Annotated in this window: 25 protein-coding genes; 14 read left to right on the top strand and 11 right to left on the bottom strand. The window is 41.3% G+C overall.

The features are described from left to right. Positions 1–32: 32 nt before the first annotated feature. Positions 33–1364: an ABC transporter substrate-binding protein gene (locus PAENI_RS12890; protein ID WP_223178941.1), complete on the top strand. Its 1332-nt coding sequence runs from the start codon at positions 33–35 to the stop codon at positions 1362–1364. 136 nt (positions 1365–1500) lie between these two features. On the opposite strand, the gene PAENI_RS12885 is transcribed toward PAENI_RS12890, so the two are convergent. Next, positions 1501–2133, bottom strand: a complete 633-nt coding sequence (locus PAENI_RS12885) for a GNAT family N-acetyltransferase (RefSeq protein ID WP_149645501.1) — start codon at positions 2131–2133, stop codon at positions 1501–1503. Positions 2134–2242: 109 nt separating this feature from the next. On the opposite strand from PAENI_RS12885, the gene PAENI_RS12880 reads away from it, so the two are divergent. The 3 genes from PAENI_RS12880 to PAENI_RS12870 all read left to right on the top strand — a co-directional run bounded on the left by PAENI_RS12880 (position 2243) and on the right by PAENI_RS12870 (position 5138). Further along, entirely contained in the window at positions 2243–3058 is an 816-nt protein-coding gene (locus PAENI_RS12880; protein ID WP_149645500.1) for a MerR family transcriptional regulator, read from the top strand. A 122-nt stretch (positions 3059–3180) separates the two neighbouring features. Further along, complete coding sequence (hprK, locus tag PAENI_RS12875; RefSeq protein WP_149645499.1) at positions 3181–4092, top strand: HPr(Ser) kinase/phosphatase; 912 nt, start codon at positions 3181–3183, stop codon at positions 4090–4092. A 164-nt stretch (positions 4093–4256) separates the two neighbouring features. Continuing rightward, a complete protein-coding gene (locus tag PAENI_RS12870) occupies positions 4257–5138 on the top strand; it encodes an SMI1/KNR4 family protein (protein WP_149645578.1) in 882 nt (293 codons plus the stop codon). Between the two features lie 115 nt (positions 5139–5253). Here PAENI_RS12870 and PAENI_RS12865 read toward each other — a convergent pair whose 3' ends face one another. After that, a complete protein-coding gene (locus PAENI_RS12865; RefSeq protein WP_076284992.1) occupies positions 5254–5691 on the bottom strand; it encodes a MarR family winged helix-turn-helix transcriptional regulator in 438 nt (145 codons plus the stop codon). 121 nt (positions 5692–5812) lie between these two features. Between PAENI_RS12865 and PAENI_RS12860 the strand changes: the two genes are divergently transcribed. After that, positions 5813–6400: an NAD(P)H-dependent oxidoreductase gene (locus tag PAENI_RS12860; protein WP_149645498.1), complete on the top strand. Its 588-nt coding sequence runs from the start codon at positions 5813–5815 to the stop codon at positions 6398–6400. Between the two features lie 25 nt (positions 6401–6425). Here the strand turns inward: PAENI_RS12860 and PAENI_RS12855 are convergent, their stop codons facing one another. From PAENI_RS12855 to PAENI_RS12840, 4 genes are all read right to left on the bottom strand, one after another. Next, the gene (locus PAENI_RS12855; protein ID WP_262495591.1) at positions 6426–6938 is read right to left on the bottom strand and encodes a DinB family protein; all 513 of its coding nucleotides are present in this window, start codon (positions 6936–6938) and stop codon (positions 6426–6428) included. 164 nt (positions 6939–7102) lie between these two features. Beyond that, positions 7103–8209: an undecaprenyldiphospho-muramoylpentapeptide beta-N-acetylglucosaminyltransferase gene (locus tag PAENI_RS12850; protein WP_149645497.1), complete on the bottom strand. Its 1107-nt coding sequence runs from the start codon at positions 8207–8209 to the stop codon at positions 7103–7105. Next, positions 8206–9192, bottom strand: a complete 987-nt coding sequence (locus tag PAENI_RS12845; protein ID WP_042192925.1) for an SDR family NAD(P)-dependent oxidoreductase — start codon at positions 9190–9192, stop codon at positions 8206–8208. Before PAENI_RS12845 ends, PAENI_RS12850 begins: the two co-directional genes overlap by 4 nt. Before the next feature lie 140 nt (positions 9193–9332). After that, positions 9333–10898 (bottom strand): catalase, encoded by a 1566-nt coding sequence (locus PAENI_RS12840; RefSeq protein WP_149645496.1) that lies wholly within the window; start codon positions 10896–10898, stop codon positions 9333–9335. A gap of 199 nt (positions 10899–11097) precedes the next feature. Between PAENI_RS12840 and PAENI_RS12835 the strand changes: the two genes are divergently transcribed. Then, complete coding sequence (locus PAENI_RS12835; protein WP_076284987.1) at positions 11098–12510, top strand: alanine/glycine:cation symporter family protein; 1413 nt, start codon at positions 11098–11100, stop codon at positions 12508–12510. 126 nt (positions 12511–12636) lie between these two features. Here the strand turns inward: PAENI_RS12835 and PAENI_RS12830 are convergent, their stop codons facing one another. After that, entirely contained in the window at positions 12637–13038 is a 402-nt protein-coding gene (locus tag PAENI_RS12830) for a RidA family protein (protein WP_076284986.1), read from the bottom strand. Positions 13039–13452: 414 nt separating this feature from the next. Between PAENI_RS12830 and PAENI_RS12825 the strand changes: the two genes are divergently transcribed. The 3 genes from PAENI_RS12825 to PAENI_RS12815 all read left to right on the top strand — a co-directional run bounded on the left by PAENI_RS12825 (position 13453) and on the right by PAENI_RS12815 (position 15973). Then, complete coding sequence (locus tag PAENI_RS12825) at positions 13453–14019, top strand: TetR/AcrR family transcriptional regulator (RefSeq protein ID WP_149645495.1); 567 nt, start codon at positions 13453–13455, stop codon at positions 14017–14019. Beyond that, complete coding sequence (locus PAENI_RS12820) at positions 14016–14552, top strand: DUF2798 domain-containing protein (protein WP_223178940.1); 537 nt, start codon at positions 14016–14018, stop codon at positions 14550–14552. Before PAENI_RS12825 ends, PAENI_RS12820 begins: the two co-directional genes overlap by 4 nt. Before the next feature lie 239 nt (positions 14553–14791). Further along, positions 14792–15973 (top strand): multidrug effflux MFS transporter, encoded by a 1182-nt coding sequence (locus PAENI_RS12815; RefSeq protein WP_076284983.1) that lies wholly within the window; start codon positions 14792–14794, stop codon positions 15971–15973. Positions 15974–16075: 102 nt separating this feature from the next. Here the strand turns inward: PAENI_RS12815 and PAENI_RS12810 are convergent, their stop codons facing one another. From PAENI_RS12810 to PAENI_RS12795, 4 genes are all read right to left on the bottom strand, one after another. Beyond that, entirely contained in the window at positions 16076–16966 is an 891-nt protein-coding gene (locus PAENI_RS12810) for a diacylglycerol/lipid kinase family protein (RefSeq protein WP_076120369.1), read from the bottom strand. Between the two features lie 226 nt (positions 16967–17192). Then, the gene (gene guaC / locus PAENI_RS12805; RefSeq protein WP_042192907.1) at positions 17193–18176 is read right to left on the bottom strand and encodes a GMP reductase; all 984 of its coding nucleotides are present in this window, start codon (positions 18174–18176) and stop codon (positions 17193–17195) included. Between the two features lie 240 nt (positions 18177–18416). Beyond that, a complete protein-coding gene (locus tag PAENI_RS12800) occupies positions 18417–19031 on the bottom strand; it encodes a LysE/ArgO family amino acid transporter (protein WP_149645494.1) in 615 nt (204 codons plus the stop codon). A gap of 29 nt (positions 19032–19060) precedes the next feature. Continuing rightward, positions 19061–19522, bottom strand: a complete 462-nt coding sequence (locus PAENI_RS12795) for a DinB family protein (protein WP_262495590.1) — start codon at positions 19520–19522, stop codon at positions 19061–19063. Between the two features lie 164 nt (positions 19523–19686). On the opposite strand from PAENI_RS12795, the gene PAENI_RS12790 reads away from it, so the two are divergent. From PAENI_RS12790 to PAENI_RS12770, 5 genes are all read left to right on the top strand, one after another. Then, positions 19687–20865, top strand: a complete 1179-nt coding sequence (locus PAENI_RS12790; RefSeq protein WP_149645493.1) for an outer membrane protein assembly factor BamB family protein — start codon at positions 19687–19689, stop codon at positions 20863–20865. Between the two features lie 188 nt (positions 20866–21053). Further along, on the top strand, positions 21054–22841 hold the full coding sequence (locus tag PAENI_RS12785; protein ID WP_149645492.1) for a helix-turn-helix transcriptional regulator: 1788 nt from the start codon (positions 21054–21056) through the stop codon (positions 22839–22841). 196 nt (positions 22842–23037) lie between these two features. Continuing rightward, the gene (locus PAENI_RS12780) at positions 23038–23634 is read left to right on the top strand and encodes a sensor domain-containing protein (protein ID WP_149645490.1); all 597 of its coding nucleotides are present in this window, start codon (positions 23038–23040) and stop codon (positions 23632–23634) included. A 29-nt stretch (positions 23635–23663) separates the two neighbouring features. After that, positions 23664–24266 (top strand): YkoP family protein, encoded by a 603-nt coding sequence (locus PAENI_RS12775; protein WP_149645489.1) that lies wholly within the window; start codon positions 23664–23666, stop codon positions 24264–24266. Then, entirely contained in the window at positions 24266–25030 is a 765-nt protein-coding gene (locus tag PAENI_RS12770) for a polysaccharide deacetylase family protein (RefSeq protein WP_149645488.1), read from the top strand. Before PAENI_RS12775 ends, PAENI_RS12770 begins: the two co-directional genes overlap by 1 nt. The last annotated feature ends 26 nt before the right edge of the window (positions 25031–25056 follow it).

Here is a 25056-nt window from a genome sequence, read left to right as displayed (position 1 = left end):
GGGAATGAATGAATTTGAAAAGAAGATGGTTTTTGTCCTTATTAGCAATGATAGTCGTATTATCGGGATGCTCTAGCAGCAGCGTGGGATCAGGTACAGAAGGATCAACTAATGAACAATCAGTCCAGAATGGCAATAAGATTGAGATTGCGACCATGGCGGTAACTCCTTATTTAGATGAGGCGGTTAAGCAATATAAAAAAATTCGCCCAGATATACAAATTGAAATCAAAGAGTATCTAGCCAGACCTCAAACGGAGGAAATGACATCGAGCGAATCATTCTCAAAGAGCGATGTTGAGAAATATATACAAACGGTTAGCACACAGATGATGTCCGGCAAAGGGGCAGACATCATCGTAATGAACGATCTGCCGCAGGACAAATATGTCGCCAAAAACATGCTGACTAATTTCTATGATCTGATGGATAAGGACTCAGAATTTGATCGAAATCAGTACTATCAAAATATCTTTAAGAACTCCCAGGATGGGGACGGATTGTATGCAATGCCATTCTCATTTGTCATCGACGCGCTTACTGGGAATACAGAGTTGTTAGAAAAAGCTAATATTAAAATCGATGATAAGACCTGGACATGGGATGGATTTAAAGAAATTTCTAAGAAGCTTAAGGAACAAGTTGGTGAGGATTATGTAGCATTTGTTAATCTATTTCCGATTCAAATGTTAGCGGAGTATATAGAAGCGAATTATGATAAGCTCATTGATCAAGGTCAAGCTAATTTTGATTCCGATCTGTTTCGAGACATGATGAAGCAAATCAAATCGATGTATGATGAAGGCGTACTTAAAGAGGAGTTTTCTTACGATTATTCCAAAACTTTGTTCAGCAAAGCTAACCTTTTCGATCCAATGTCAGGCCTCTCCCAAGTCCTTGATCCAAAGCTTAAACTATATCAAAATCCAACAGTCAATGGAAAATATAATGGAACTCCATTTAAGTCATACTTTACTTTAGGCATTAACAGCAAGTCCAAGGTTCAAGAGGAAGCTTGGAACTTTATTAAGTTCATGCTTTCCGAAGATATGCAATCTTCACCAGTGGTACAAGGCTTTCCGCTGCATAAGGGAGTTGTGGAGAAACAGCTTAATGATGCTAAGCAGCAGGCAGTAGCGGGAACACTACCTCTTCTAGAACAGAAGTTTGATGCTGAGACTGTAGAAAGTAAAATCCAAGAATTACATCAGCTTCTAGATGGAGCAAGTAGGAATTTATCTAGTGATCATAAGGTCGTTTCAATTGCAATTGAAGAATTTGATTCATATATGAGTGGTCAGAAATCCGCTGAAGATGTCAGCAAGCTGATTCAAAATCGAGTCAACACTTACATTAACGAGTAAAGTAAGAGAGATAGAAATACAAATAAGATATGAAAAGATGAAAAGCAAATGATGCTCGAAAGTTGAGGAACAAAAGGCGTTCAATCATTCAATGGTGATTGAACGCCTTTTGTTATTTGAAGTAAGCTTGCAATCATTACTTAATTTGATGACTATATAGAAAAATAAGAAGTTTACTCTGGATGGAGTCCAGAAAGATTTCTTTTTCGTTCAGCCGGTTAAAGTTCTGACTCTCGTAAAAACCGTAATTACATCTATTATCTGTATAAACGTAGATCGAATCTACATCCAGACTTCTCATGTAATTGGACACATGATGCATCAGCGCTTTTCCCACGCCAAGACCTCTCGATTCCTCGGATACAATGAACAACTCGATATAACCTTGAAAATCGTCTTTTTTTCCTTGAATAATCTCTTTATATGTCTGTTGAACCTTCGCCAGTTCTTTAGCGGATTTTCTATTTTCTTTATTCGCCGTGATGATTTTGATGAAGGCAATCGCAAGACTTAAGTAATTATGGGTTTTGGCTAAGCGATGTTTATCTTTGTAGGCCTTGCCCAGAATAATACCAATGACCCTATTGTCTTTTACAGCGACTTTGCTGAAAGAACTGTCTAAAATGCAGCTTTGCAAATAAAGATTCAATATGACATCTAAAAATATGTTGTCTTGAATAAAGTCATGGATACCGAATGCTTCATCTATTAATTCTTTAATGCGGTCATAATCGTCTTTCATAATCTCTCTATAGATAACCTCAGGCATGTGGATACACTTTCCTTTCTTAGGGTGACTTTCTTTATAATGAGCATAAGGTCTCCCCTTAGGAGAGAGTCAAGGATGGGTATGGACCATTAACGAAGGAGGGACTTAAATGAACAAGCTGTTCTCGATCGGAGAAGTTACTGAAATAAAAGAGGTATCTATAAAAGCCCTGAGATATTATCACAAAATGGGCATTCTGATTCCAAGATATATCGATCCCGAGACAGGTTATCGGTATTACTCAATAGATCAATTTATTTATATAGACGTCATTAAAGGCTGCCGTTCTTTTGGTACCAGTATTAAAGAACTTCAGGAGATTTTTAAAGAAAGCAACACGGACAAATTAATCGAATTTCTACAACTGAAAAGACAGGAAGCGGAAGAAAAACTGAAACAAGTGACAGAGGTTATTCAAAATATTGATAATTTAAACAAGAGTGTCGAGTCCTCAAAAGAAATCTTGAATCAGGATCAGGTCGTTATTCAGTTTTTCGAGAAGCGTTATGTGTTGACGGCTCCATACAGAGAAGCGGGAAGCCTTAAGGAGCTGTTGTATTATTCAGAGTTGGAGAAGACCATACGGAATCAGCAAAAGAAAATGACCATGGAGAGAGGCATTCTGTACATGCTGAATACAGAAGGTAAACTCGAGCCCCGATATGTGTTTCATGGTTTTGAAGGGGATGAAAGCATAGGAGCAGATTCACATGTGCAAATCCTTCCGGAAGGAAGGTATGTAACTTTGGCATATCGTAAAGAAAACGAAGTGGAACGCGTAAAAAGAGTACTAGACTATATAGAAAAAAACAGTCTGAACGCTAAAAAATATATCGAGATCGAATTATATAACGATTTATTTGATTCTGAATCCTACAGTTGTCAAATCCAAATACTGATCGAAAATGATGAATGTTTGGTGTAAATAACATATAAGGCTTGCAGGCTAATAGTAGCGTTATTGCAGGAATCATTCCGTTCTTCGTTGAATATATCCCGTTAACCGTATTGCGTATTCGAGATACGCAGCCACAGGAGGGAACAACATTGAAATCGACTACCGTTCAAAGCCTTACAGAGACGTTTAAGCTGGAAGTGCTTGCAGGTGCTAGCTACATGGATCGTGAAATCACTCGTTCAAAGGCGCATAGACCTGGTCTGGAGTTCGTGGGTTACTTTGATTTTTTCCCAACGAAGCGGGTACAAGTATTGGGCTGCAAGGAAATCAATTATCTGTTAACCCTAAGCGTTGAAGAGCGCAAGTTACATATTGGTAATATCGTCAAGTATCATCCACCATGCTTTATTGTGACGACAGGTCAGCAGGAGATTCCTTATTTAACTCTATTCTGCGAAGAAGAGGGCATCCCGTTGCTTCGGACGCAGGAGACGACGACAGAGATCATCGCAAAGATTGACACCTATCTGGTGAAGGCGCTGGCGCCAGAGCTTTCAATTCATGGGGTATGTGTAAACGTGTCTGGTATAGGTGTCCTACTCAGGGGCAAGTCAGGGATTGGAAAAAGCGAAACCGCGCATACGCTTATTAGAAGAGGCCATCGGTTTGTGGCGGATGATATCGTGGTGCTGAAGAAGCTGGGACCGGCGACGCTTCTCGGCACACATAACGAGACGACCCGCGAATTCCTAGCGCTGCGCAGTATTGGTCTGATCAATGTTGTACGCCAGTACGGGCGTAGAGCTTTTCAGGATGAGACGCGAATTGTACTCGACATCGAGTTGTCTCCTTGGCGAGAAAATTCCTTGAATAATGAGCTCGAAGTGGAGCCGAAGTTCACAGACTATCTCGGTGTCCTAATTCCGCATATTGAAATCCAGCTTCAGCCCGGCCGTGACGTAGCCGGCCTAATCGAAGCTGCCGCCAACAACTGGTATCTGAAGCAGCTTGGCTATAGCGCCGTAGAAGAGTTTATGCAGAGGATTGAAAACAAGCAATGAGGGGTGCTCATGAATTTGTGTATACGTAACAGACCGCAGAAGAGCTATGTGGTCTGTTTTTTTAACTAAATTTCGCCTTTAATGCGTGATTGGCTGGGCATAGGCTATAAATGGTATAATTTCTAATAGGTATTTTGAGTGATCGTTACTAGGAGGTATTAATGATGAGTGATGAGCTATTGGAAAAATTGGATACTTGGCATGAAGAGGATGAATTTCAAGAAATCGTGGATGCAATAACGGAAATTCCTGAAGAGGAAAGAGATTATGTTCTAACTAGTCATTTGGGCAGAGCGCTTAATAATCTCGGGCAATATGAAGAAGCTTTAGAGCAGTATTTGAGCATTGAAGAAGAGGGTGAAGGTGACCCGCTTTGGCATTACCGTATCGGAGTTTCCTATTATTATCTGAAGCGGTACGACGAAGCTTTAAAAGCATTTACAATTGCAGACGAGCTAGAGCCTGATGATGAGGACACCTTGGAGTTTTTGGGATGGATCAAAAGAAAATTGGCTAAGAAAGCTACGAAAAAGCCTGTGAATAAACCTGCAAAGAAGCCTGTAGTAGCGATCGACACCACCAACTTTTGGGATGACAGCGAGTATGCGTTCTCAGAATATATCTCTGAATCGCCTACAGATGCATTGATTGCTTCAGTAGAAGAAGAGCTGGTTTTTAAGCTGCCAAAATACTACGTTGAAATGATGAAGCTACATAATGGGGGAATTCCTCATAACAATCGGTACCCAATTCCGGGATCAGAAGAATTTATTACGATTTCAGGGATCCTTGGAATTGGACGAGATAAGAATAAGTCGCTGTGTGGAGCTTCAGGCAGCCGGACTGTGATTGAAAATGGACGTTATCCTGAGGTTGGTGTGGTGATTTGTGATTGTCCTTCTGAGAATGAAGTAATCATGCTGGATTACCGTGAGTTTGGAAATGATGGCGAACCCGAGGTTATTCATGTTGATCGTGATAACAAATACAAGATTACTCGCTTGGCTGATAATTTCGAGTCCTTTATCGGCGGACTGGTGAAATAGTGGATTTGCTGATTTAGCTGAATGTGGGGCTAATAAATCAGCCAAATAAACGACCGAAAAAAACAGAGCAACGGTTCTCCTATAATGGAGGCAGCTGCTCTGTTTTTTAATCTGCTCAATTGTCGCTATTAAACACCTTGGACTGAAGCACATCGAGTGCTCGGTTGATTTCTTCTAGTTCTTCAGTAGAAGAATCCTTGATCCGGTCCAGGAAACGTTCGCCGATCTGCCCAAAAGCTTTGTTCATCATCGCTTGTCCAGCGTCAGACAACCGAATCATTTGCTTACGCCGATCTTCTGCGACATCCAGCTTTTCGCAAAGATTCTTTTCTGTTAATTTCTTGAGCTCACGGCTCGTGTTCGGCATAGAGATATTCTTACAATCACTAATTTGACTGAGAGTAACAGGCTGGCTGACCGCAATATACTCCAGAATACTATATTGAACGGGTGTAATACCTTCCGGTCTAACATCTTTGGTTAAGTCGAATGTTACTTCATGGACTGCCGTCGTAAAGGTCACTAATTTATGAAAAAACGCTTCTTTGTCCATAACGATCACCTCTTAGTGTAAACTTTAACAAAATAATTATCATAATACAATTATCATTTGACAACTAAATAAAGGTTGTGATACGATTTTGTTATCAAATGATAATTAAAGAGGTGGACCAATGAACGTTCTAGTCATCTATACTCATCCGAATCATAAAAGTTTAAGTTATGCTTTTCTCAATAAGGTCATTCAAGGAAGTAATGAAAATCGAAAGATCACGAACATCGAGGTGCTTGATCTATATGAGGAGCAATTTGATCCGGTGCTGGTCTTTAACGAAAATAAACGTAGAAGAGATATGCATATCGATCCCAAGTTTGAGAAATATCGTGAGCAGATTCGTCAGGCTGACAAAATTGTGTTTGTGTATCCGATCTGGTGGGGCCGGCCTCCCGCCATGCTACTCGGTTATATTGATCAAATGTTTGCCTCTAATTTTGCTTATAGAGAAAAGGGCGGTCTTATCCCGGAGGGGCTGCTGAAAGGGAAGTCAGTAGTTTGTATTTCCAGCATGAAGGGGCCAACCCTTTATCCTTTATATTGGTTAAACAATTCCCATAAGGTACTGATGAGAAAAGCATTATTTCAATATTGCGGTATGAAAAAAGTGAAGTTTTTCGAGTTTGGGAATATGGAGAGTCCAAAAGGTAAACATGACAAAAAGCTAAATCAGGTCTACCAATATTTTAAATCTGTAGCTAATTGATGCCTCAAAGATAATAGCTCGATGATCATTTGGACTCGTTATAAAGATAGGCAACATAATCCTGCAGCACTGAGGTGTGGTCCATTTGTCGCAGCATAGTCCCGATATTTCCACGGTGATAGCTGCCATGGTTTACGATGTGGAAGATAGCCCCGGAAATGGATGTCTCAAGTGATCCCATAGTTGGATGATCTAACACAACGGTGGGGTCCTTATCTATTTGACTAGCCAGCACCATCTTATTTTTGCTGGTTAGCTCACGATAGAGGACATCCATTTCTTCAATATCTTTTATAGCTAATAAGGGCTCTAATTGGGCAGCTGATGCTTTAGCTTCATTCCTAGTTCGCCCTTCAATCAAGTCAAACCAAATGTTCTCCACGACATAAATATGCGTCACAACCTTCGCTACCGAAGAAAAACCGCTCTGGATATCCTTATGATAAATGTCTTTAGGCAGCTCCTTTAAGCGATGGATGATCGTTTGATTAGCCCATACATTGTAGTCATACATTTCTAACGTTGGATGTTTCTCCATGAGTTTCTCCCCCTAAGATTATAGATGCTTTAATTATACCCATTCCAAAAATGTTCGGTACAATTTAGAGATGTTTATTATAGGATCCTTTGCCCAAGATAAACCAAAATACAGACGACAGCGATAAAGCAGAGGAGTAACCAATTCGCTAGCTTCATTCCCATCTAAACCTTACCTACCTTAATCATTGTTAAATCCTCGCCGCTTACTTGTTTGATTAAATTCATTACCTTATAGGCTCCTCTGCCGTTCTCATAAGGCTTCATCTTATCTTTGTAAGTAGAGCGGTGCTCGTATAGCGTCATAATCGAATGAACAAAGGTTTGATTAGTCATCTCTTCTTCAAGTAATATTTCAGCGAGTCCAGTTTGTTGAAAATACTGCGCTTGGGCAAGTTGACCAGAGCGGCTGCCACCATTCGTGTGAGGAATTAATAACATTGGCTTTTGCATAGAAAGAAGCTCCATCATAGAATTTGAGCCTGCACGGGATACGACAACATCTGCCATAGCTAATAAATGCGGCAGCTCACAGTTTGTAATGAATTCATAAGATTTGTAGCCTGACATCGAGAGGTGATAATCAACTTTTCCCTCCCCGCAAATATGAACCACTTGAAATTTATCTATCAACTCAGCGAGAACATTGTTCACCATTTGGTTAATGCTGTGTGCCCCTTGGCTTCCTCCCATAATAAGAAGAACGGGCTTAGCAGAGGTGAATCCGCAAAAGGCTAAACCACGCTGTTTATCAGCTAATTTGAATTGCTCCTTCAAGAGCGGTCCCGCATGAACGGCCTTGAGAGAAGCAGATTTGGTTACAGTATCCAGAAAATTTGTACACAGATGAGTGGCAAACGGAAGTGAGATTTTATTAGCTAGTCCAAGATTTAAGTCTGGTTCATAAATAATGATGGGCACTTTGTTAAGTTTGGCTCCAATCACGACCGGTACAGAAACAAATCCACCTTTAGAAAAAATCACACTTGGTTTGATGGTTCGTAGGAGTCGGTAAGATTGAAAGATACCCTTCATGATTTTGAATACATCAGTTACATTCTTCCAATCGAAGTAGCGTCTCAATTTCCCTGTGGAAATGGGATGGTAGGTCACTTCCTCCTTGTAGTCAGACAAAAGCTTACGCTCAATCCCTTGTTCGGAGCCTATATAATGGACGTCCCAGTCCTCTGCTAAACACTTAGGGATCAACACGAGGTTGCCGGATACATGCCCTGCGGAGCCCCCACCTGTAAATACGATCGAGGTACTCATGCTAGAAACCCACCTTGTTGTAACATTTCTTTTATCGCAGGTTTGCTCATCAACACATGATTCGAATCATAGCTCTGGAAGTCCACAGGCGGGCAAGAGGCATAGGCTTCTTGTAAACCTTCTATAGGAAAAGGAGGGAGAATCACATAATAGTGATCATCCAGATGAATAGAAGAAGCACTCTCAAATTCCGATATCAGGGCCTCACTTAAGCTTTCACCGGGACGTATCCCCGTTTCCTTGATTTGGATCGTGCTAGTTGATAAGTCGTCAATTAAGACCTGGGCAAGATCCTTAATGCTGCAAGCAGGCATTTTGGTCACAAAGACTTCTCCGCCTCTGCTTTCTTCTGTTGCTTTAAGGAGTAGGGTAATTGCATCATCTATGGTTAAGAAAAAACGAGTCATTCTAGCATCTGTAAGGGAAATGTCTACTCCATCCACAATACTTTGTTTGAAAATAGGCACCACGCTACCCGTTGAGCCAAGTACATTGCCACTTCTCACACATACAAACTGAGTTTTGGTTTGTCTGAGGTTGGCATGGACCATTAGCTTTTCACCGAGTGATTTTGTCATTCCGTAGGTGCTCGATGGTTGCGCTGCTTTATCGGTTGAGACATAGACTACTTTTTTTACGCCATGTTTAATAGCGGCTTGAATCACATGCTGAGTTCCGAGTACGTTAGTCTTCATCGCACTGTCAGGTTGTTGTTCGCAGATCGGAACATGCTTCAAGGCCGCTAAATGATAGATATAATCTACCTGATGGCAAGCTTGCATCAGTTCTTGCTTATCACGTATATCACCGATGATGAACGTTAGTTTGGGATTATGATGATATTCCTGTTGTAGTTCTACTTGAAGTGACTCATTGCGGGAAAATATTCTGATTTCTTTTGGGTCTCTTTCCAATAACCGTTTCACGAGTTGTCGTCCCCAAGATCCGGTTCCACCGGTAATTAATATGGTTGTATTTTGCACGGTTTGTTCCTCCTATGATCTTAGCTACACAATCATCATAGTGTTCATATGTTACGTGAATATGGCAAAGCGAAAGCTCTTAAAATCAAAAAAAGGTTAAAGAACCCTTATAACAGGTCCCTTAACCCTTCATTTAACTTCTAATAGCCATCGGTTTGTTTACCGGATTGCTCCGCAATTTCCGCGCCGTCTCGATTCTCTGAAGTACCTAGATGATTGTGGTCGGCTTTGGCTTGAGCAAGACCTTCAGCCACTCGGCGACCATAGTCTGGATCAGCTTTTGTAAAATGTTCAATCATATTGTTTTGAATCACAGGCGCACATATTTTTAGGGCATCGACCAGGTTATGAATCAATTCATCCCGTTCCCAATCCTCGAACTTGCGATAGGTATCACCAGCTTGCCCGAAGTCATTTGTCCGACTAATTTTGTCGCGAACTAGTCGATCATTATACATCGGTTGATGTTCTTTGCCAGAAGGAGCTGCCTCCTTTAACCCGCCAAGCGAGGAAGGTTCGTAATTCACATGTGGGTTTTGCTCAGGAGCCTTATCCACATGATAAGTCATTTGCCCATCCCGCTGATTCGTCGCTACCCTTGTCTTTGGAGCATTGATCGGTAATTGAATGTAGTTGGCGCCCACCCGGTGCCGCTGAGTATCCGAATAGGAGAACGTCCGGCCTTGCAGCAGCTTGTCATCCGAGAAATCCAGACCGTCTACTAGAACTCCAGTCCCGAAAGCGACCTGTTCGACCTCGGCAAAATAATTGTCTGGGTTTCGATCCAGAACCATCTTCCCTACAGGTAAAAATGGAAAACGTTCATGATCCCAAAGCTTAGTAGGATCGAGTGGATCAAAATCGAGCTCAGGATGCTCATCGTCACTTAGGATTTGCACACAAAGCTCCCATTCAGGGTAATCCTTACGCGCAATAGCCTCATATAGATCCTGCGTAGCATGGCTGACGTTATTGGCTTGTATATCCTCAGCGGCTTGCTGAGTTAGATTCTTAATGCCATGTTTCAGCGGCTCCCAATGGTATTTGATTAAGACGGCTTCGCCGTTTTCATTCACCCATTTATAAGTATTAACTCCAGACCCCTGCATCTGCCGATAGTTGGCTGGAATCCCCCAAGGAGAGAACAGGAATGTAATCATATGAGTAGCTTCAGGAGAGTTCGATACGAAATCAAACATCCGCTCTGGGTTTTGCAGATTGGTCACGGGATCTGGTTTGAAAGCATGCACCATGTCAGGAAATTTCAGCGGATCACGGATAAAGAAAATCTTCAGATTGTTGCCGACCAAGTCCCAGTTGCCATCCTCTGTATAGAACTTTGTGGCGAAGCCACGTGGATCACGAAAGGTCTCCGGAGAGTACATGCCATGAACCACTGTTGAAAACCTTACGAATACAGGTGTTTTTTTGCCTGCTTCTTGAAAAAGCTTAGCACGCGTATACTTCGAGACGGGTTCATCGCCTACTTTTCCATAAGCTTCAAAATACCCGTGGGCTCCTGCACCCCTAGCATGCACAACACGTTCCGGAATACGCTCTCGATCAAAATGAGATATTTTCTCGATAAAGTGGTAGTTTTCGAGCGTCGACGGTCCGCGATTCCCTACCGTTCGTATATTTTGATTATCTGTAATGGGATGACCTTGTCGATCCGTTAAAATCATATCTTCTTTTTCCTTATCCATATGACAAAGCTCCACCTCTTTTCAGATATGAATAGTATTTTCTACCAGAATTCTGAAAAGTATGCGAAACCCACTGACAAGAGATGTTATGAAAGTTACAATTTTTATTGGCATTTGAAATAATGACTGTTATATTTGAAAATACTATGTGTTATAAGCTTAGCAACTTGGTATCGACAGAATGGAGAGGCGGAATTACATGCAACAATTTTTAGATAGTATGATTAGCGTAACAAATGATTTTTTGTGGTCGAAAATATTGGTGATCCTTCTTATTGCTTGTGGACTTTATTTCACCGTAAGATCGAAATTTGTACAGTTTGGTATGTTCAAAGAAATGTTTCGGGTTCTTAAAGGATCCAATGAAAGGTCAAAAGATAGTATTTCATCCTTCCAGGCCTTCTGCATCAGTATGGCGGCGAGGGTAGGGACAGGTAATATAACGGGAATCGCAATTGCTATTGCCATAGGTGGTCCAGGGGCTATTTTCTGGATGTGGGTGATTGCCATTATTGGATCAGCGTCCGGTTTTATAGAAAGCACTTTGGCACAGGTATATAAAGTGAAGGATAAGACCGGATTTCGCGGTGGGCCTGCCTATTATATGGAGAAAGGCCTGAACAAGCGCTGGATGGGTGCGATATTCGCGGTTCTGATTACATTATCCTTCGGGCTTGTATTTAACGCGGTCCAATCGAATACGGTCACAGTGGCCTTTGAGAATTCATTTGGCACCAATCGGGCCATTCTTGGGCTTGTAATGGCTGCTGCCTTTGCGCTGGTTATCTTTGGCGGTGTTAAGCGTATCGCAAGAATGTCCGAATATATTGTAGTGGTAATGGCAGGAATCTACATTGGGGCTGCTCTTATTATTATGCTGATTAATATTACAGAACTCCCAGGAGTTTTCGCACTCATTGTGAAAAGTGCCTTCGGATTTGAACAAGTCGCTGGTGGCTCTCTTGGTGCAGTAATTCTACAGGGCGTGAAGCGTGGTTTGTTCTCTAACGAAGCGGGTATGGGTAGTGCGCCTAATGCTGCGGCAACGGCAACTACGAGTCATCCGGTGAAGCAAGGGCTAATGCAAGCGCTAGGCGTACTCACAGATACGTTACTTATTTGTTCGAGTACGGCGTTCATTATCTTGTTGTCTGATGCCTATAAGCAGCCAGGGCTGGACGGAATCAAGCTGACACAAGCCGCATTAAGCGAGCATATTGGTTCGTGGGCATCCGGATCACTAGCGATTATGATTTTTTTGTTTGCTTTCAGCACGTTAATTGGAAATTATTATTACGGTGAAACCAATATAGAATTTTTGAATTCCAACAAAAAGGTATTACTATTCTATAGATACAGTGTTTTAGCAATGATTATTTTTGGTTCCGTAGCAAAGGTTCAATTGGTATGGGATTTGGCCGACTTATTTATGGGCTTCATGGTTATCGTGAATTTGATTGCCATCCTGCTATTATCTAAAGTGGCCTTTGCCGCCTTGAAGGATTATAAAAAGCAGAAACGTGAAGGGAAGGATCCTGTTTTCTATAAAGACAGCATTCCGGGGCTCGAGAACGTTGAAGGTTGGGACAATTCTTCAGATATAAAAAGATAGAAATGTATTTGAAGGGCTCAGGAGACTGAGCTCTTTTTGCTGTCAGATTACAAAAACGAGCCTTTAGAATTGCTTCTAAGGCTCGTTTTGCGTACAGTATTTTAAATTAGTCCTGCTTAATATAGTTTATCCTGCAGCCCAAACATCTAATTCGATTTTCAATTCAGGTAAACCTAATCCTTTAACATAAGCAATGGTCATTGAAGGAGGCGTCATCCCGAATACTTTATTCCAAATTCCATAGAAATGATCCCAATCGATTTCTTCTGTGGCCCAAATGTTGATTTTGATTACGTTATCGGGAGTCAACTTTTGAGAAGAGAGGACTTCCACAATATTACTCATCGTGTTTGTTACTTGTTGATTAAAATCTGTAGGGATATTACTGTTTTGATCGATTCCAATTTGACCAGAAAATACATACATTTCCGCGTTTCTGCTTATTTTTGTTACATGACTGTAGTTACCAACGGGTTTCGCAATATTTTCTGGATTATATCTTGTGATCACATTATTATTTAAATTCATTTTTATGAAGTCTCCTTTAAATAGAAGATACATAACGATAGCTAGGTTATATATCTCCACTGTTTTTTAGTTTTAATTTTTGACAGACTTATCCTATCAATCATTAATTCTAGAAAAAAACAGCAGTAGAATACCCAATACCAAAAGATAAATATTTAAGGGATCTCTTTTTCATCAGGTATTCCTCCTTCATATTTAAAGTAAGATAACTTCATCAGAATGATAACATTAATCCATGTGCGACGGCAACTTTGCCTCCTCCGGCACAACATGATTAGGGTCTTTTTTTTTGCTGTATTTCATGAAAACTTCAATGCTTTTTTGAAAAAAAGCAAAAAACACTTACATTAACGGATATTATATTGTTATAATTACAAACAGACCGGTTGGTATGTTAGGGGGAAATACGTAATTATGGATACAAAATCACTAATGATTGAGAAGGCGACACTCCTTTTTCAACAAAAAGGTTATAAGAGTGTAGGCGTTAGTGAAATTTTAAAAGCTTGTGATGTTACCAAAGGAGCGCTCTATCATCATTTTTCAAATGGAAAAGAAGAGCTATTAATTGCTTGTTTAAAAAGCCTAAAGGAAGCAATAACAATAGATATGGAGGACATTTTCAAAAAGCATTCTTCTACGCAAGAGGCCACGCAATTCATGCTTAATAAGTTAATTCACAACTTGGAAACCGAGGGCAAGCTTACAGGCTATACATTTAGCAGTATTGTCAGTGAAATGGCTACGGTCAGTGAGCCTGTCCGCCAAGCATGTAACTCACTTTATGAGAACATTCAGACTATTTACTACACGAAACTTGCAACTGAAGGCTTCTCGAATGAACTAGCTTCTGATATTGCTTTATTGATGACAACCTCGATTGAGGGTGCGATCATGCTGTGTCAAACGCAGCGATCTACTGCACCTTTAAAGATTATTGCGAAACTATTACCGACAATTTTGAAAGGAAGAACATCATGAATCTAGAAACAAGATTACCGAGAAACGGCAAAGAGGGCGCATTATACGGTGCAATTATTTGTACACTAACCGTTCTGTTTATGTCTTCATTAAATATCATTTTAGCGGTTGGAGAATTCAATGGGGAAGTTGCTTTATCGATCCTTAAGGTGTTTCCGATCATTTGGGTCATTGTTATGATTATAGAGCCTGTTGTTATTGGGCGTATCGCAGAAAAGCTGACAGCTAAATTCACACAACCTAGCGATAGCTTCAACGCCAAAATTCTATTTCGTATTCTTTTCACCGTACTAGGAATGTCATTTGTGATGACCTTTATTGGAGACATCATCGGAAACGGATTGAGTTCTGAATCGTTCAATCACTTCTTAGCGAATTGGCCAAGAAATTTCCTAATTGTACTGATCGCTGAAAGTATAGTGATCCAACCTTTTGCACGATTTGTGATGGTAAAGCTACATGCTTCTCAGGATAAAAAGAAGTCCAGCGCCGCTGGTATAACTGTAAATGGATTATCGGAACAAAACTCATAACATAAATATGCTCTCAGGCGAAGCATTTCGTTTGAGTCCTTTTCTATTACCGTATATAATGATATTTTAGTTGAATCATTGAAACCCTCCTATATAACAAAGAAAACTTAACAATGAAAGGTAATATCGAACATGATGATCTATAGTCGTCTTGCCATAATGATGCCCCCATTTCCCTAGCTAGGCTCATATTCTTGTTGTTGTTCGAGGATATAAGCTTGTAGGAGGGCGAATTTAATATGAAAAAATATGCAGCACCATCTTTGCTTTTAATGATTGTTCTTGTGGCTTTTCCGCAAATTAGTGAGACGATCTACACTCCATCGTTGCCGGATATTGCGGTAGCACTTGGGGTCTCTAATAGTTCTGTACAGTTAACATTAAGTATATATTTTATCGGATTTGCTTTAGGTGTTTTGTGTTGGGGTTGGCTCTCTGATTTCATCGGACGGAGACCTGCCATGCTGGGTGGCCTCATTGTATATGGTGTTGGAAGCTTGATGTGTTTTTACTCGGAATCCATTACTCTACTTCTGGTCAGCCGTTTCATTCAAGCATTTGGAGCAGCAACTGGCTCTATCATTACGCAAACCATTCTTCGAGAGAGTGTATCCGGGAATAAGCGGCATGCCATGTTTGCCCAAATCTCGGCGGTGATCGCTTTTACTCCAGCAGTAGGGCCGCTTATTGGCGGATGGGTGGATCAAGCTTTTGGTTTTCGAGCGGTTTTCTTTACATTAGTGATGATGAGTGTGTTGTTATTTGTGTATGCTTTTTGGAAGCTGCCAGAAACGACTGATGTTTCCGTGAGAAAAAAGGTGGCTATTCTACCTATCGTTAAAAGAATGCTCTCATTGCCACGTGTACTAGTGTTTGGGTTACTGATCGGGGGCATCAATGGAGTTTTATTTAGCTACTATGCGGAAGCACCCTTTATATTTATTGAACACTTTAACATTTCACCGGGAGTATATGGTTTTCTAGGCATTGTTGTGGCTTTGGCATCGATAGTGGGAGCAATGATGTCCAAGAGATTATTGAGTCTCTATGCCGCAGAAAAAATAATTCACATCGGCTGTTTAGTGATGACCAGTGGGGCTTTGCTATTAACAATCGTAAGCAGCCTTGTCTCGTTGCCGAATATGATGTTGATGGTATGCATTCTAATAACCCTTTTTGTCATGTTAATGGGGGCCGGTATCGCTTTACCTAATTGTCTAAGTCTTGCGCTTGTCAATTTTCAGGATGTTGTGGGAACAGCAGGTGCGATCTTCAGTTTGGGATATTACTTATTAGTTAGTTTGGCGACATGGGGAATGAGCGCCCTGCATAATGGTTCATTACTGACGATGCCCATCTATTTCTTAGGAATTAGCGGTGGAATGTGGTTATTAAGTAAAAAGTTTATTGTAGCGGAATAGAATTTACTTCTTAGTTATTTGATCAGAAGGAGATATGGAACGGGGTATCCATAAATGAATGGCAGTCTGGAACTTTTTGAGTTCCGGACTGCTTTTTATTTGTTAGTCCACTTCCGGCACAATGACTTGGATATGACGAGGGAGAACACTTAGCGTAATGGGTAAAATCGGACCTTCTTCACCATCCACATTGGTTCTTACGGCTTCTGGAGAGCTCACAGTCACATTTTGGGCCGTGAAATAGACAACGTCTTTATGATCCTTAAGGCTGCCAAGTAGTAAAGAAATACTGGCTGTAATGGTATTGAGTATACTGAGGTCTTGAATAATAAAACAGTGAAGCAGACCATCGTCAACCGCAGCATCAGGTATCAGATTCTCGAATCCGCCAACGGAGTTGGTTAACACGGCGAGAAAAAGCGGGGAATCGCCTTGCCATGTCTTCTCGTCATAATGAATGACAAGAGGGTGGGGGGAAGTGCTTGTAAGTTGTTTTAGGCCTTCTTTCAAATATGCCAATGAGCCGAGCTTGGTTTTCTCTTCGATTGATACGGAGGATAAGGATCCGGCGATTGAACCTACAGCAACAACATTTCCGAATAAGCGGTCATTCAAGCAACCAATATCAACTGTCTTTACGTTAGAGGAAGCAAGGGTTTGAATGGCTATTTCGGGATTCAATGGAATCTGTAACGCGCGGGCAAAATCATTAACCGTTCCTAAAGGGACTACACCTAACTTTGGGTGTTGTTTCTGATTCATAAGACCATTAATAGTCTCGTGAAGCGTGCCATCCCCGCCAATGGAGACGACTAGATCGTAACACTCCTCACAGGCAGTGATACAATAACGAGTTGCATCTAGTTCTTTTGCCGTCTCCTTAATCGTAACCAAGTAGCCTTGATCAGCTAGAACTCTTTCTGCATATCTGACATATTCGCCAGCTTCTTCTTTACCAGATGAGGGGTTAATAATAATCATAGCTTGCCGCATAGGGATTATCCTCTCTTGTTCAATCTAATAGCCTATTAGATGATTACCCCAAAGTGGTATAGCAGAAATCATAACAACTTAAAAAAGGTGAGCAAGAACGACCTAAGTCGTCTTACTCACCTCTTTCTTAAGATATAAGAAAGTATAAGTTTCACACGGTACTTTCTTATATTTCTCGCTTAAACGCTTGCCGTCCTTATAAGGACGCCGAAGGCGTTTATGCTTGTTAATAGACCTTGTCACCATTAAAAATGGAATTCTTAACGATAACATAATCTACTTTACGAATGGCTTCCAATTTATTGCCTCCAGCATAAGAAATCGAGGACTGAAGATCTTGCTCCATCTCTCTCAAGGTTTCTGCTAAAGCACCTTTGTGCTCGACAACAATTTTTTTGCCCTCAACATTCTTCTTTTCACCTTTTTGGTATTCAGAAGCGGAGCCGAAGTACTCTTTATACAGCTTTCCATCGATCTCGATGGTGTCACCAGGAGATTCTTCATGCCCAGCAAATAGGGAACCGATCATGACCATGGAAGCACCAAATCTAATGGACTTGGCGATATCTCCGTGTGTCCGAATGCCTCCGTCAGCGATAATAGGCTTACTTGCAGCCTTGGCACACAAGCGTAGTGCGGCTAATTGCCAGCCACCTGTTCCGAATCCTGTCTTAATCTTCGTGATACATACTTTCCCTGGTCCAATTCCCACTTTAGTAGCGTCGGCCCCAGCGTTCTCTAATTCTCTAACGCCTTCAGGAGTTCCCACGTTTCCAGCAATAACGAAACTAGCAGGTAAATACTGTTTAATATGTTTGATCATTCGAATGACAGCCTCGGAATGACCATGTGCAATATCGATCGTAATGAATTCCGGAATCAACTGTTCGTTAGCTAATTGTTCAACGAAATCGTATTCTTCTTCTTTGACTCCGACACTAATGGATGCGATTAATCCGCGGGTGTGCATGTCCTTGATGAAAGACGTACGCTTCTCCGGTTCAAAACGATGCATAATGTAGAAGTAGCCATTTTGGGCTAAGAAGCTGGCGATTTTCTCATCTATGATGGTTTGCATATTTGCGGGTACCACAGGTAATTTAAAAGTATGACCACCTAAGGTGACTGTTGTATCACACTCAGAACGGCTATTTACGATACATTTTGCAGGAATTAACTGAATATCTTCATAATCGAATACTTTTTTCATTATATACACCTCTAAATGCGAACATTATAGTATTTTGGTTTGATTATTGTTCGTCCACTTTGTAATGTACAGCATTCCGAACAAGAAGTCAAAATTCTAGTACATTATGGTGTAAATTGGACTTAATTATACGACGATTTGGTGTACGGGTAATGATTCATATAGTGAACTGAATGTAGGGACAAGAATATGTATAGATATTAACAAAAGGCCATCCCTATAGGGATGGCCTTTCTTCTATTACATCTGAAAAAGCTTGTAAGCAATATATGCTGCAACGACCCAAATGATAATCGCAGAGATCTTATTAATGATCAGCATGATTTTGCCGCTTGAATCTATTTGTCCTACGGTCTTTCCTGCTACAGCAAGCCCAAAGAACCAAATCCAAGAAACAAGGATAGTCGAAACGGCGAATGTAACTTTGTCTATGCCCGTGTAACTAAGGGAGCTGGTGCCGATAACCCCAATCGTATCCAGGATCGCGTGTGGATTTAATAAAGAAACGGACATCGCCAATAAGATCTGTTTTTTTGAAGATAGAGGTGCTGCGTCTTGGGATGAAGAGGTAGGTGTGCTTCTCCAGATGGACCATCCCATATACAAAAGGAATACAAGTCCTACTGCAAATAAAGCGGTCTGCAGAACAGGGATGGCAAACACAAGAACGGAAACACCTAACACGGCTAATAAAATAAGAAGGGTGTCACATAAAGCAGCCGTAATAATAACTGGGAGGGCCTTTTTAAATTGTGGCTGTGAAGCTCCTTGGTTAAATACAAAAACATTTTGTGCGCCAAGCGGAAGAATTAATCCAAAGGCTAAGGCGATTCCGTGAAGTAGTGCGGCTAACATAGTTGTGTCCTCCGATGATGAGTAATGCGTTATAAAATTTGCTTTTGAATATGGTGCTCCATATGTTCTAGATAGTCTTGAATCAACCATTCAAAAGTCATTAGTTGGTGATTTCCTAGATCACAGAGGTAGCTCAGTTTGTCGTTAGGAATCGTGGCAATGACTTTGACGATTCGTTTATTTAAGCTGCTCCATAAAAGCACGATTTCTTCGATAGAGGTATTCTGATAATCCTGTAGATCAACCCACTTCTCTTGATTATATTTCTGCAGGACGTATGGTTGCTCCTCATATTGAATTTTGATGAATCGTTCAAGATTATTGATCGCGGAGTCACATAGATGGCCTAATATTTCTTTTCGTGACCATTTATGCGGCTGGGGCCGTTCTGACACTTCTGCTTCTGACATAATGTTGAACTCTTGAGGTAATTTAATGAGCCATTTGTTTAATTGATCCATTACATTTTGTATCTGGATATTCTCGCCCATTGGTTATCGACCCCTTCATCTATAATTTCTGGCTAAATAATATGTACTATCATACAATTTATGCCTTTATAAAAAAAGATGATTAATATAATCTTGTTGTCCCTTAAAAAAGGTAGTAAAGTAACATGATACATACTATTTATGGAAAGAAAGGTTGATATTTTTTGAAAAAAGGAATATTTACAGGTCTTCTTGCGCTCTTGCTGATTACCGCCAGTACGCTATCTTTTAATGTCGTAGAGGCCGCTGGAACAGTAACGAAATTACCTAGCCCCCAATGGAGTCAGCTGAATGTTGTGGGAGCATTAGAAAGCATAGAAGGGGGTCCCGTGGAACTTCCATCATTAAATACAGTCTATCTCCACACTAAGGAAGAGCATGCTACCCAAACTAAGGTATGGTTGGTTGATACGCTGAAATCTTATGATACACAGACAGGGAAGCTAAAGTGGTCAGTTAATTTTGCAGATCCTGGCACAGCGATGTTTCGTGAATCGAAAGATTATTTAGTGGCGCCGGATGGAACGGTATACATAACCTTTACAGATAATCTTTCAACTGACGCAACTCAGATCTATGCGGTGGGACCAGACGGAAGACGGAAATGGAAAGTGAATTTGTCTCAGACAGAGGGATACTTATATAGACTTGATAACGGGAGTTTAGTCTTTGCATCCCAAGGTAATTTTGATAACAATGGGAATTATAACGGGTCACTAACTTTAATTAATAAAAGTGGTACCAAAGTAAAAAATATTTCTTATAAAGGAACGGTATTGGCGCAAGGAAATCGTGTCTTAATTCAAACGAATTACGGTGGTGGGAAAGGCTCACGTATCCAGGCACTCGATTCTTCCTTAAATTCAGTGTTTACATATCAAATGCCAGCCGATTCGTACACTGAAGTGTCTTACAATCAGGTGCTTTCCGATGGAACAGTATTAATCCGTACTAATATACCAAAGACAGGGAATCGGTTATTCGGATTCAACTCTAAAGGTAATCTACTGTGGGGAAGAGATATCGCAGGTGATGCTGTCGTATCCTCACTTGGTGAAGTTTATGGGGTTTATGCCAATGGCAAGCTGTCTCTATATAATGTCAAAGGATTGGTTAAGTCGGTAGTTCTTAAAGATGAGACAGAATTTTTTGTATCGTTGGACCGATTACAGGATGGTAATATTGAGCTTGGCTTCCCGGGTTCCGCCACATATGTTTTAAATCCTAAAACGCTCGCAGTAGATTATACTTTTAAGCTGAAGGATGATTTTAATTTCAACTATGTAGGCAATGGCGTGGGGTATGTAATGACAGACAATGGATTTTCACGAATTAAGTTTTAATTTGTGATATGAATAGAGGATGGATCAAGGGATGCTGCCCCTAAAGGGATGGTATCTTTTTTTCTATTCTGTAATTACACCCCTAACATAAATGTCATCCCATCTCATGACCTTTTGTAACTAGTAAGGCCTCAGGGGGTTACACTATAATAAGGGTCTAGTCAGCAGAATTTATAGGGGGCAATGTCTTGTTTAATCTGGTCAAACAGTGGTTCTGGTACGATTGGCTCGTCCTCCTGTTTCGGATTTGTTTTTCTACTTCTTTTATAGTTACGATGTGTTACCTCTCGGAGGATTTTACGATTCCTTTCTGGATCGTGTTTGTTTGGGGTGTGATCTCTTTTTCAGTGCCTTGGTTTTGTTTGCAGCTGCATTATAAGTATTATCTGATGGCGGAGATCCTCCTTTCAGGTGGTCTGTGCTTATATTTGGCTGCTCTGTTTCCTGATTCGTATGTAACTTTTCTGCCAATTGCTTTTATGATTGCCAGCAATAGTGCACAGAAGTCCTATCGTTGGTCAGCTCCGATCACGGTGATCTTTATTCCAATAATGCTATCTAGATTGTCACAACAAATGGATGCTATATCGATGATTGTGAACTTTGGCTTGGTGTATACGATTGGCTTCGCTTTTCACTTGCTGGTGGTGAATCATAAGCAGAACGGGATTATTAAGAACCAGAATGCTGTCCTGGAGCAGTATATCTCACAAGTCGAGCGTATGACCCTTCTGGAGGAAAGAGATCGATTATCCAAAGATTTGCATGACACTGTCGGGCATTCTTATACTTCCATTCTTATGGGGCTAGAGACTTTACGTACGGAGGTGAATACCTCTGAAGGAGAGCAAAAGATAGATTCCTTATTAAAGCTAACTCGCAATGGCTTGGATGATGTGCGTAAATATTTGCACCATGTGGGCTCTTCGCAGGATTCATTGACGCTTATGCAGTCCCTGCAGAAATTAGTAGATGATTTCCAGACCTTTTCGAAGGTTAAGGTTCGTCTAAGAACGTTCGGAGAGGCTTATACAATATCCAAGCAGGCTAAAATGACCTTATATAGATGTTTGCAAGAGTCGATAACCAACGCTGTTCGTCATGGTCAAGCCAGTGAAATTGTCATCACCCTGCATTACGAAGAGAAGTTAATTCGACTGGAAGTGCAGGATAATGGATTAGGCACTGAAGATTTAAAAGCAGGATTTGGTGTGAACGCGATGAAGGAACGTGCTTCTAACCTGCAAGGCCAAGTGTATCTCTACTCTAAGCCAGGGGAAGGAACCTTAGTGACCTGTAGTTTACCAAGGCTTGAAGAGATACAGGAGGAAATGATTCGCTTATTGCTGGTCGATGATCAACCTTATATCCGGGATAGTCTGCGAATTATTTTAGAGCAGCAGCCCGATTTTGAGATCATTGGGTTAGCTGAGAATGGTGAACAAGCAGTAGGCTTCTGTGAGCAGGAACAGCCTCATGTGGTGCTGATGGACTTAAATATGCCTGACATGGACGGTGCGGAAGCAACGAAGCTTATTAAGCAAAAGTGGCCAGGAGTACGAGTGCTGATCCTGACTACTTTTCAAGAAACGGATTTGGCAGTCGAAGCACTGCAAAACGGGGCAGATGGCTACTTGTTAAAGTCTACTGAACCACAGGAGCTATTCGAAGGGATACGTCTCGTACATCGGGGTGTGAAGATGATAACACCAGCTATTACGAATGTATTAATTGATCATTATGAGATGCATCCAACTTCTGAAGCGCAGACTGAGCAGAGTAATGAGTATGGGCTGACCCCGCGCGAGCTGGAAATTCTAGAATGCCTGTCAAAGGGCATGCGTTATAAATCCATTGCAGCTAAATTGTATTTGTCTGATGGAACGGTGAGAAATTACGCTTCTACCATCTATGCTAAGCTGGGTGTACGGAATCGCGAAGAGGCTGTTGAGAAAGCCTTTGGCACTTTGGAATAACTAAAACCGAATGATCTGAAATTGTAGAGCGAGCACCTTGTTGTCTATTTTCCCTTGTGGGAGTAGGCGAAAGGTGCTTTTTTGTATGAAATAACTGTCATATGACATTATGGCACTGGTCGATTTTACATCAGGAGCATTAGCATAAGAGCTGCGTAGATGAACAAATTTTTAGTGCAGAGAGGAAGAGGAGAATATGAGTCAAATGATCCGGAAGCATGTGAGGAATTTCTGTTTCTTATTAATTACTTTTGCCACAGGGCTATTTTACTTTTGCTTTTATTTGGTAGGCATCACTTTTGGGATCGCGATGTCCTTCACCATAGTAGGGATTCCGATCCTTTATTATGTTTTGCGTTCTACCGAAACCTTTTTACAACATGAGCGAATTCGAACGAAAGTCTATACGGATATCTCCGTTCGGACGCTTCCAACTCGATCTCAAGAAGAAGGAAACATATGGGAAAAGGTTAAGGTGGAGTTGTTCGATGAGCATAACTGGAGAGCAATTATAGGGTTGATGCTGCAACTTGGAATTGGAATGCTCAGTCTCATATGTGCAACTCTTTTTTATTTGTCCCCTATTATTCTCTTGTTGTCACCTATCTTGTATTTCATCGATATCTCTTCTATATCGTTATTCGGGATTGAAAATAAAACACTCAACACCTCACTTCTGTTCATGCTGTTAGGCGCGGTATCTCTTTGGATAGGTGCTTATCTTGGCAACAGTTTAGTAAAGATGATCGGCAGGTATACGCGGCGTTTAGTGAAAGATTTTGCTAGAAGATAAAATATTTTTACACGAAAGAAGGAAGATTAATGGTAGCCTCAGTTTCATTTATAAAATTATTCTCTCAATCCCTTTGGATGATGTGGGAGAGCCTATTTGCTGTTGTCACCAAATTCCGCAGCCAGTCCGTGTGGAGATACGGGATATGTAAATTGGTCGTGTTAAAGTATCACGGTGAAAGTATAGTCTGCCAAGATGGACATCAGATTCTTCCCGGAGATTGGGTGGGGGAGCTTCATCTGGATAATCGTCAGGTAGTGCAGCTTACGCGTACCCTGGGCGCTGATCGGGCCGGAATTCGAACTGCACGTATGCTTCGCGAGGCCATGAAGGAGATTAGTCGTGAACTAGATAGCAATCCAGAACTAAGCAAAGTGCAGGCGTTAACGGGGATTACGCTACTTCACCGCGGGATCATTCATGGAATAGGGTTTGAGCAGCATCCTATCAAGTCCAAATGGCAGCGGCGATGGTTCGGAATCTATCTTCGGTTCTTACTTCGGATGCTGCATCCGGAGGGGAAACATCGCGTTGAGGACAGCACGGAGAAGTTGTCTCCTAAGATGCTCGTGCTTAGTAAGCAGTCTTTGAAAGCGCGGTTTGCTCCTCGAAGGAAAGAGGCGGTTTCCTAATGTGGACGCTCCTTGTTTTAGCTATAGATGCGATTATTCTTTATATGATTGTTCCGTTTGTGATTACTCGAATATTGGGATGGGGTGTTGTATCCAGAGGAAATGCCGCGAAGGAAGTTGCCTTTACTTTCGATGACGGACCAGATCCATGCTATACCCCTGAATTATTGGACTTGCTGCATGAACATGACGTTAAGGCAACTTTCTTCGTATTAGGCAAAAGGGCTGAGCAATACCCGGATTTAATCCAGCGAATGCACCGTGAAGGACATCAGATCGGCATTCATAATTATACACATACGCCTAACTGGATTTACTCTCCATGGACGAATAGACGGAAGCAAGTAGATCGAACAGCTGATATTGTCGAGCGGATTACAGGAGAGCGGCCTATCTTGTATCGACCACCATGGGGGCTCCTTAATTTAGGCGATCTTGTCTTTCTTAGACGTTCTTATCGGGTAGTGTTGTGGTCTGTAATGGTGGGAGACTGGAAGGCGTCTGTTAGCGCAGCCCAAATAAAGCATGACTTATTGAAAAAGATAAAACCCGGTTCTATCATCGTTCTGCACGACAATGGTGATACACCGGGGGCAGATCGAGAAGCGCCGCTGAACATGATCACCGGACTGGAAGAGGTCTTAAAGGAGATTCCTAGAAGGGGGCTGAAGAGCCAGCGATTGTATGAGCTACTGAACAAGGAAGCTAGTCGCATTGGTGAAGCTAGGTCCAGCGTCAAACATCACGGTCAGATTAATCTGTAGCTATGGATGACATGATGTCACTAGAT

The sequence above is a fragment of the Paenibacillus sp. B2(2019) genome, assembly GCF_008370385.1.
Classification (GTDB): domain Bacteria; phylum Bacillota; class Bacilli; order Paenibacillales; family Paenibacillaceae; genus Paenibacillus_AQ.
Note: the sequence above shows the minus strand (reverse complement) of the source record. Positions and strands in the feature narration are given on the sequence as shown.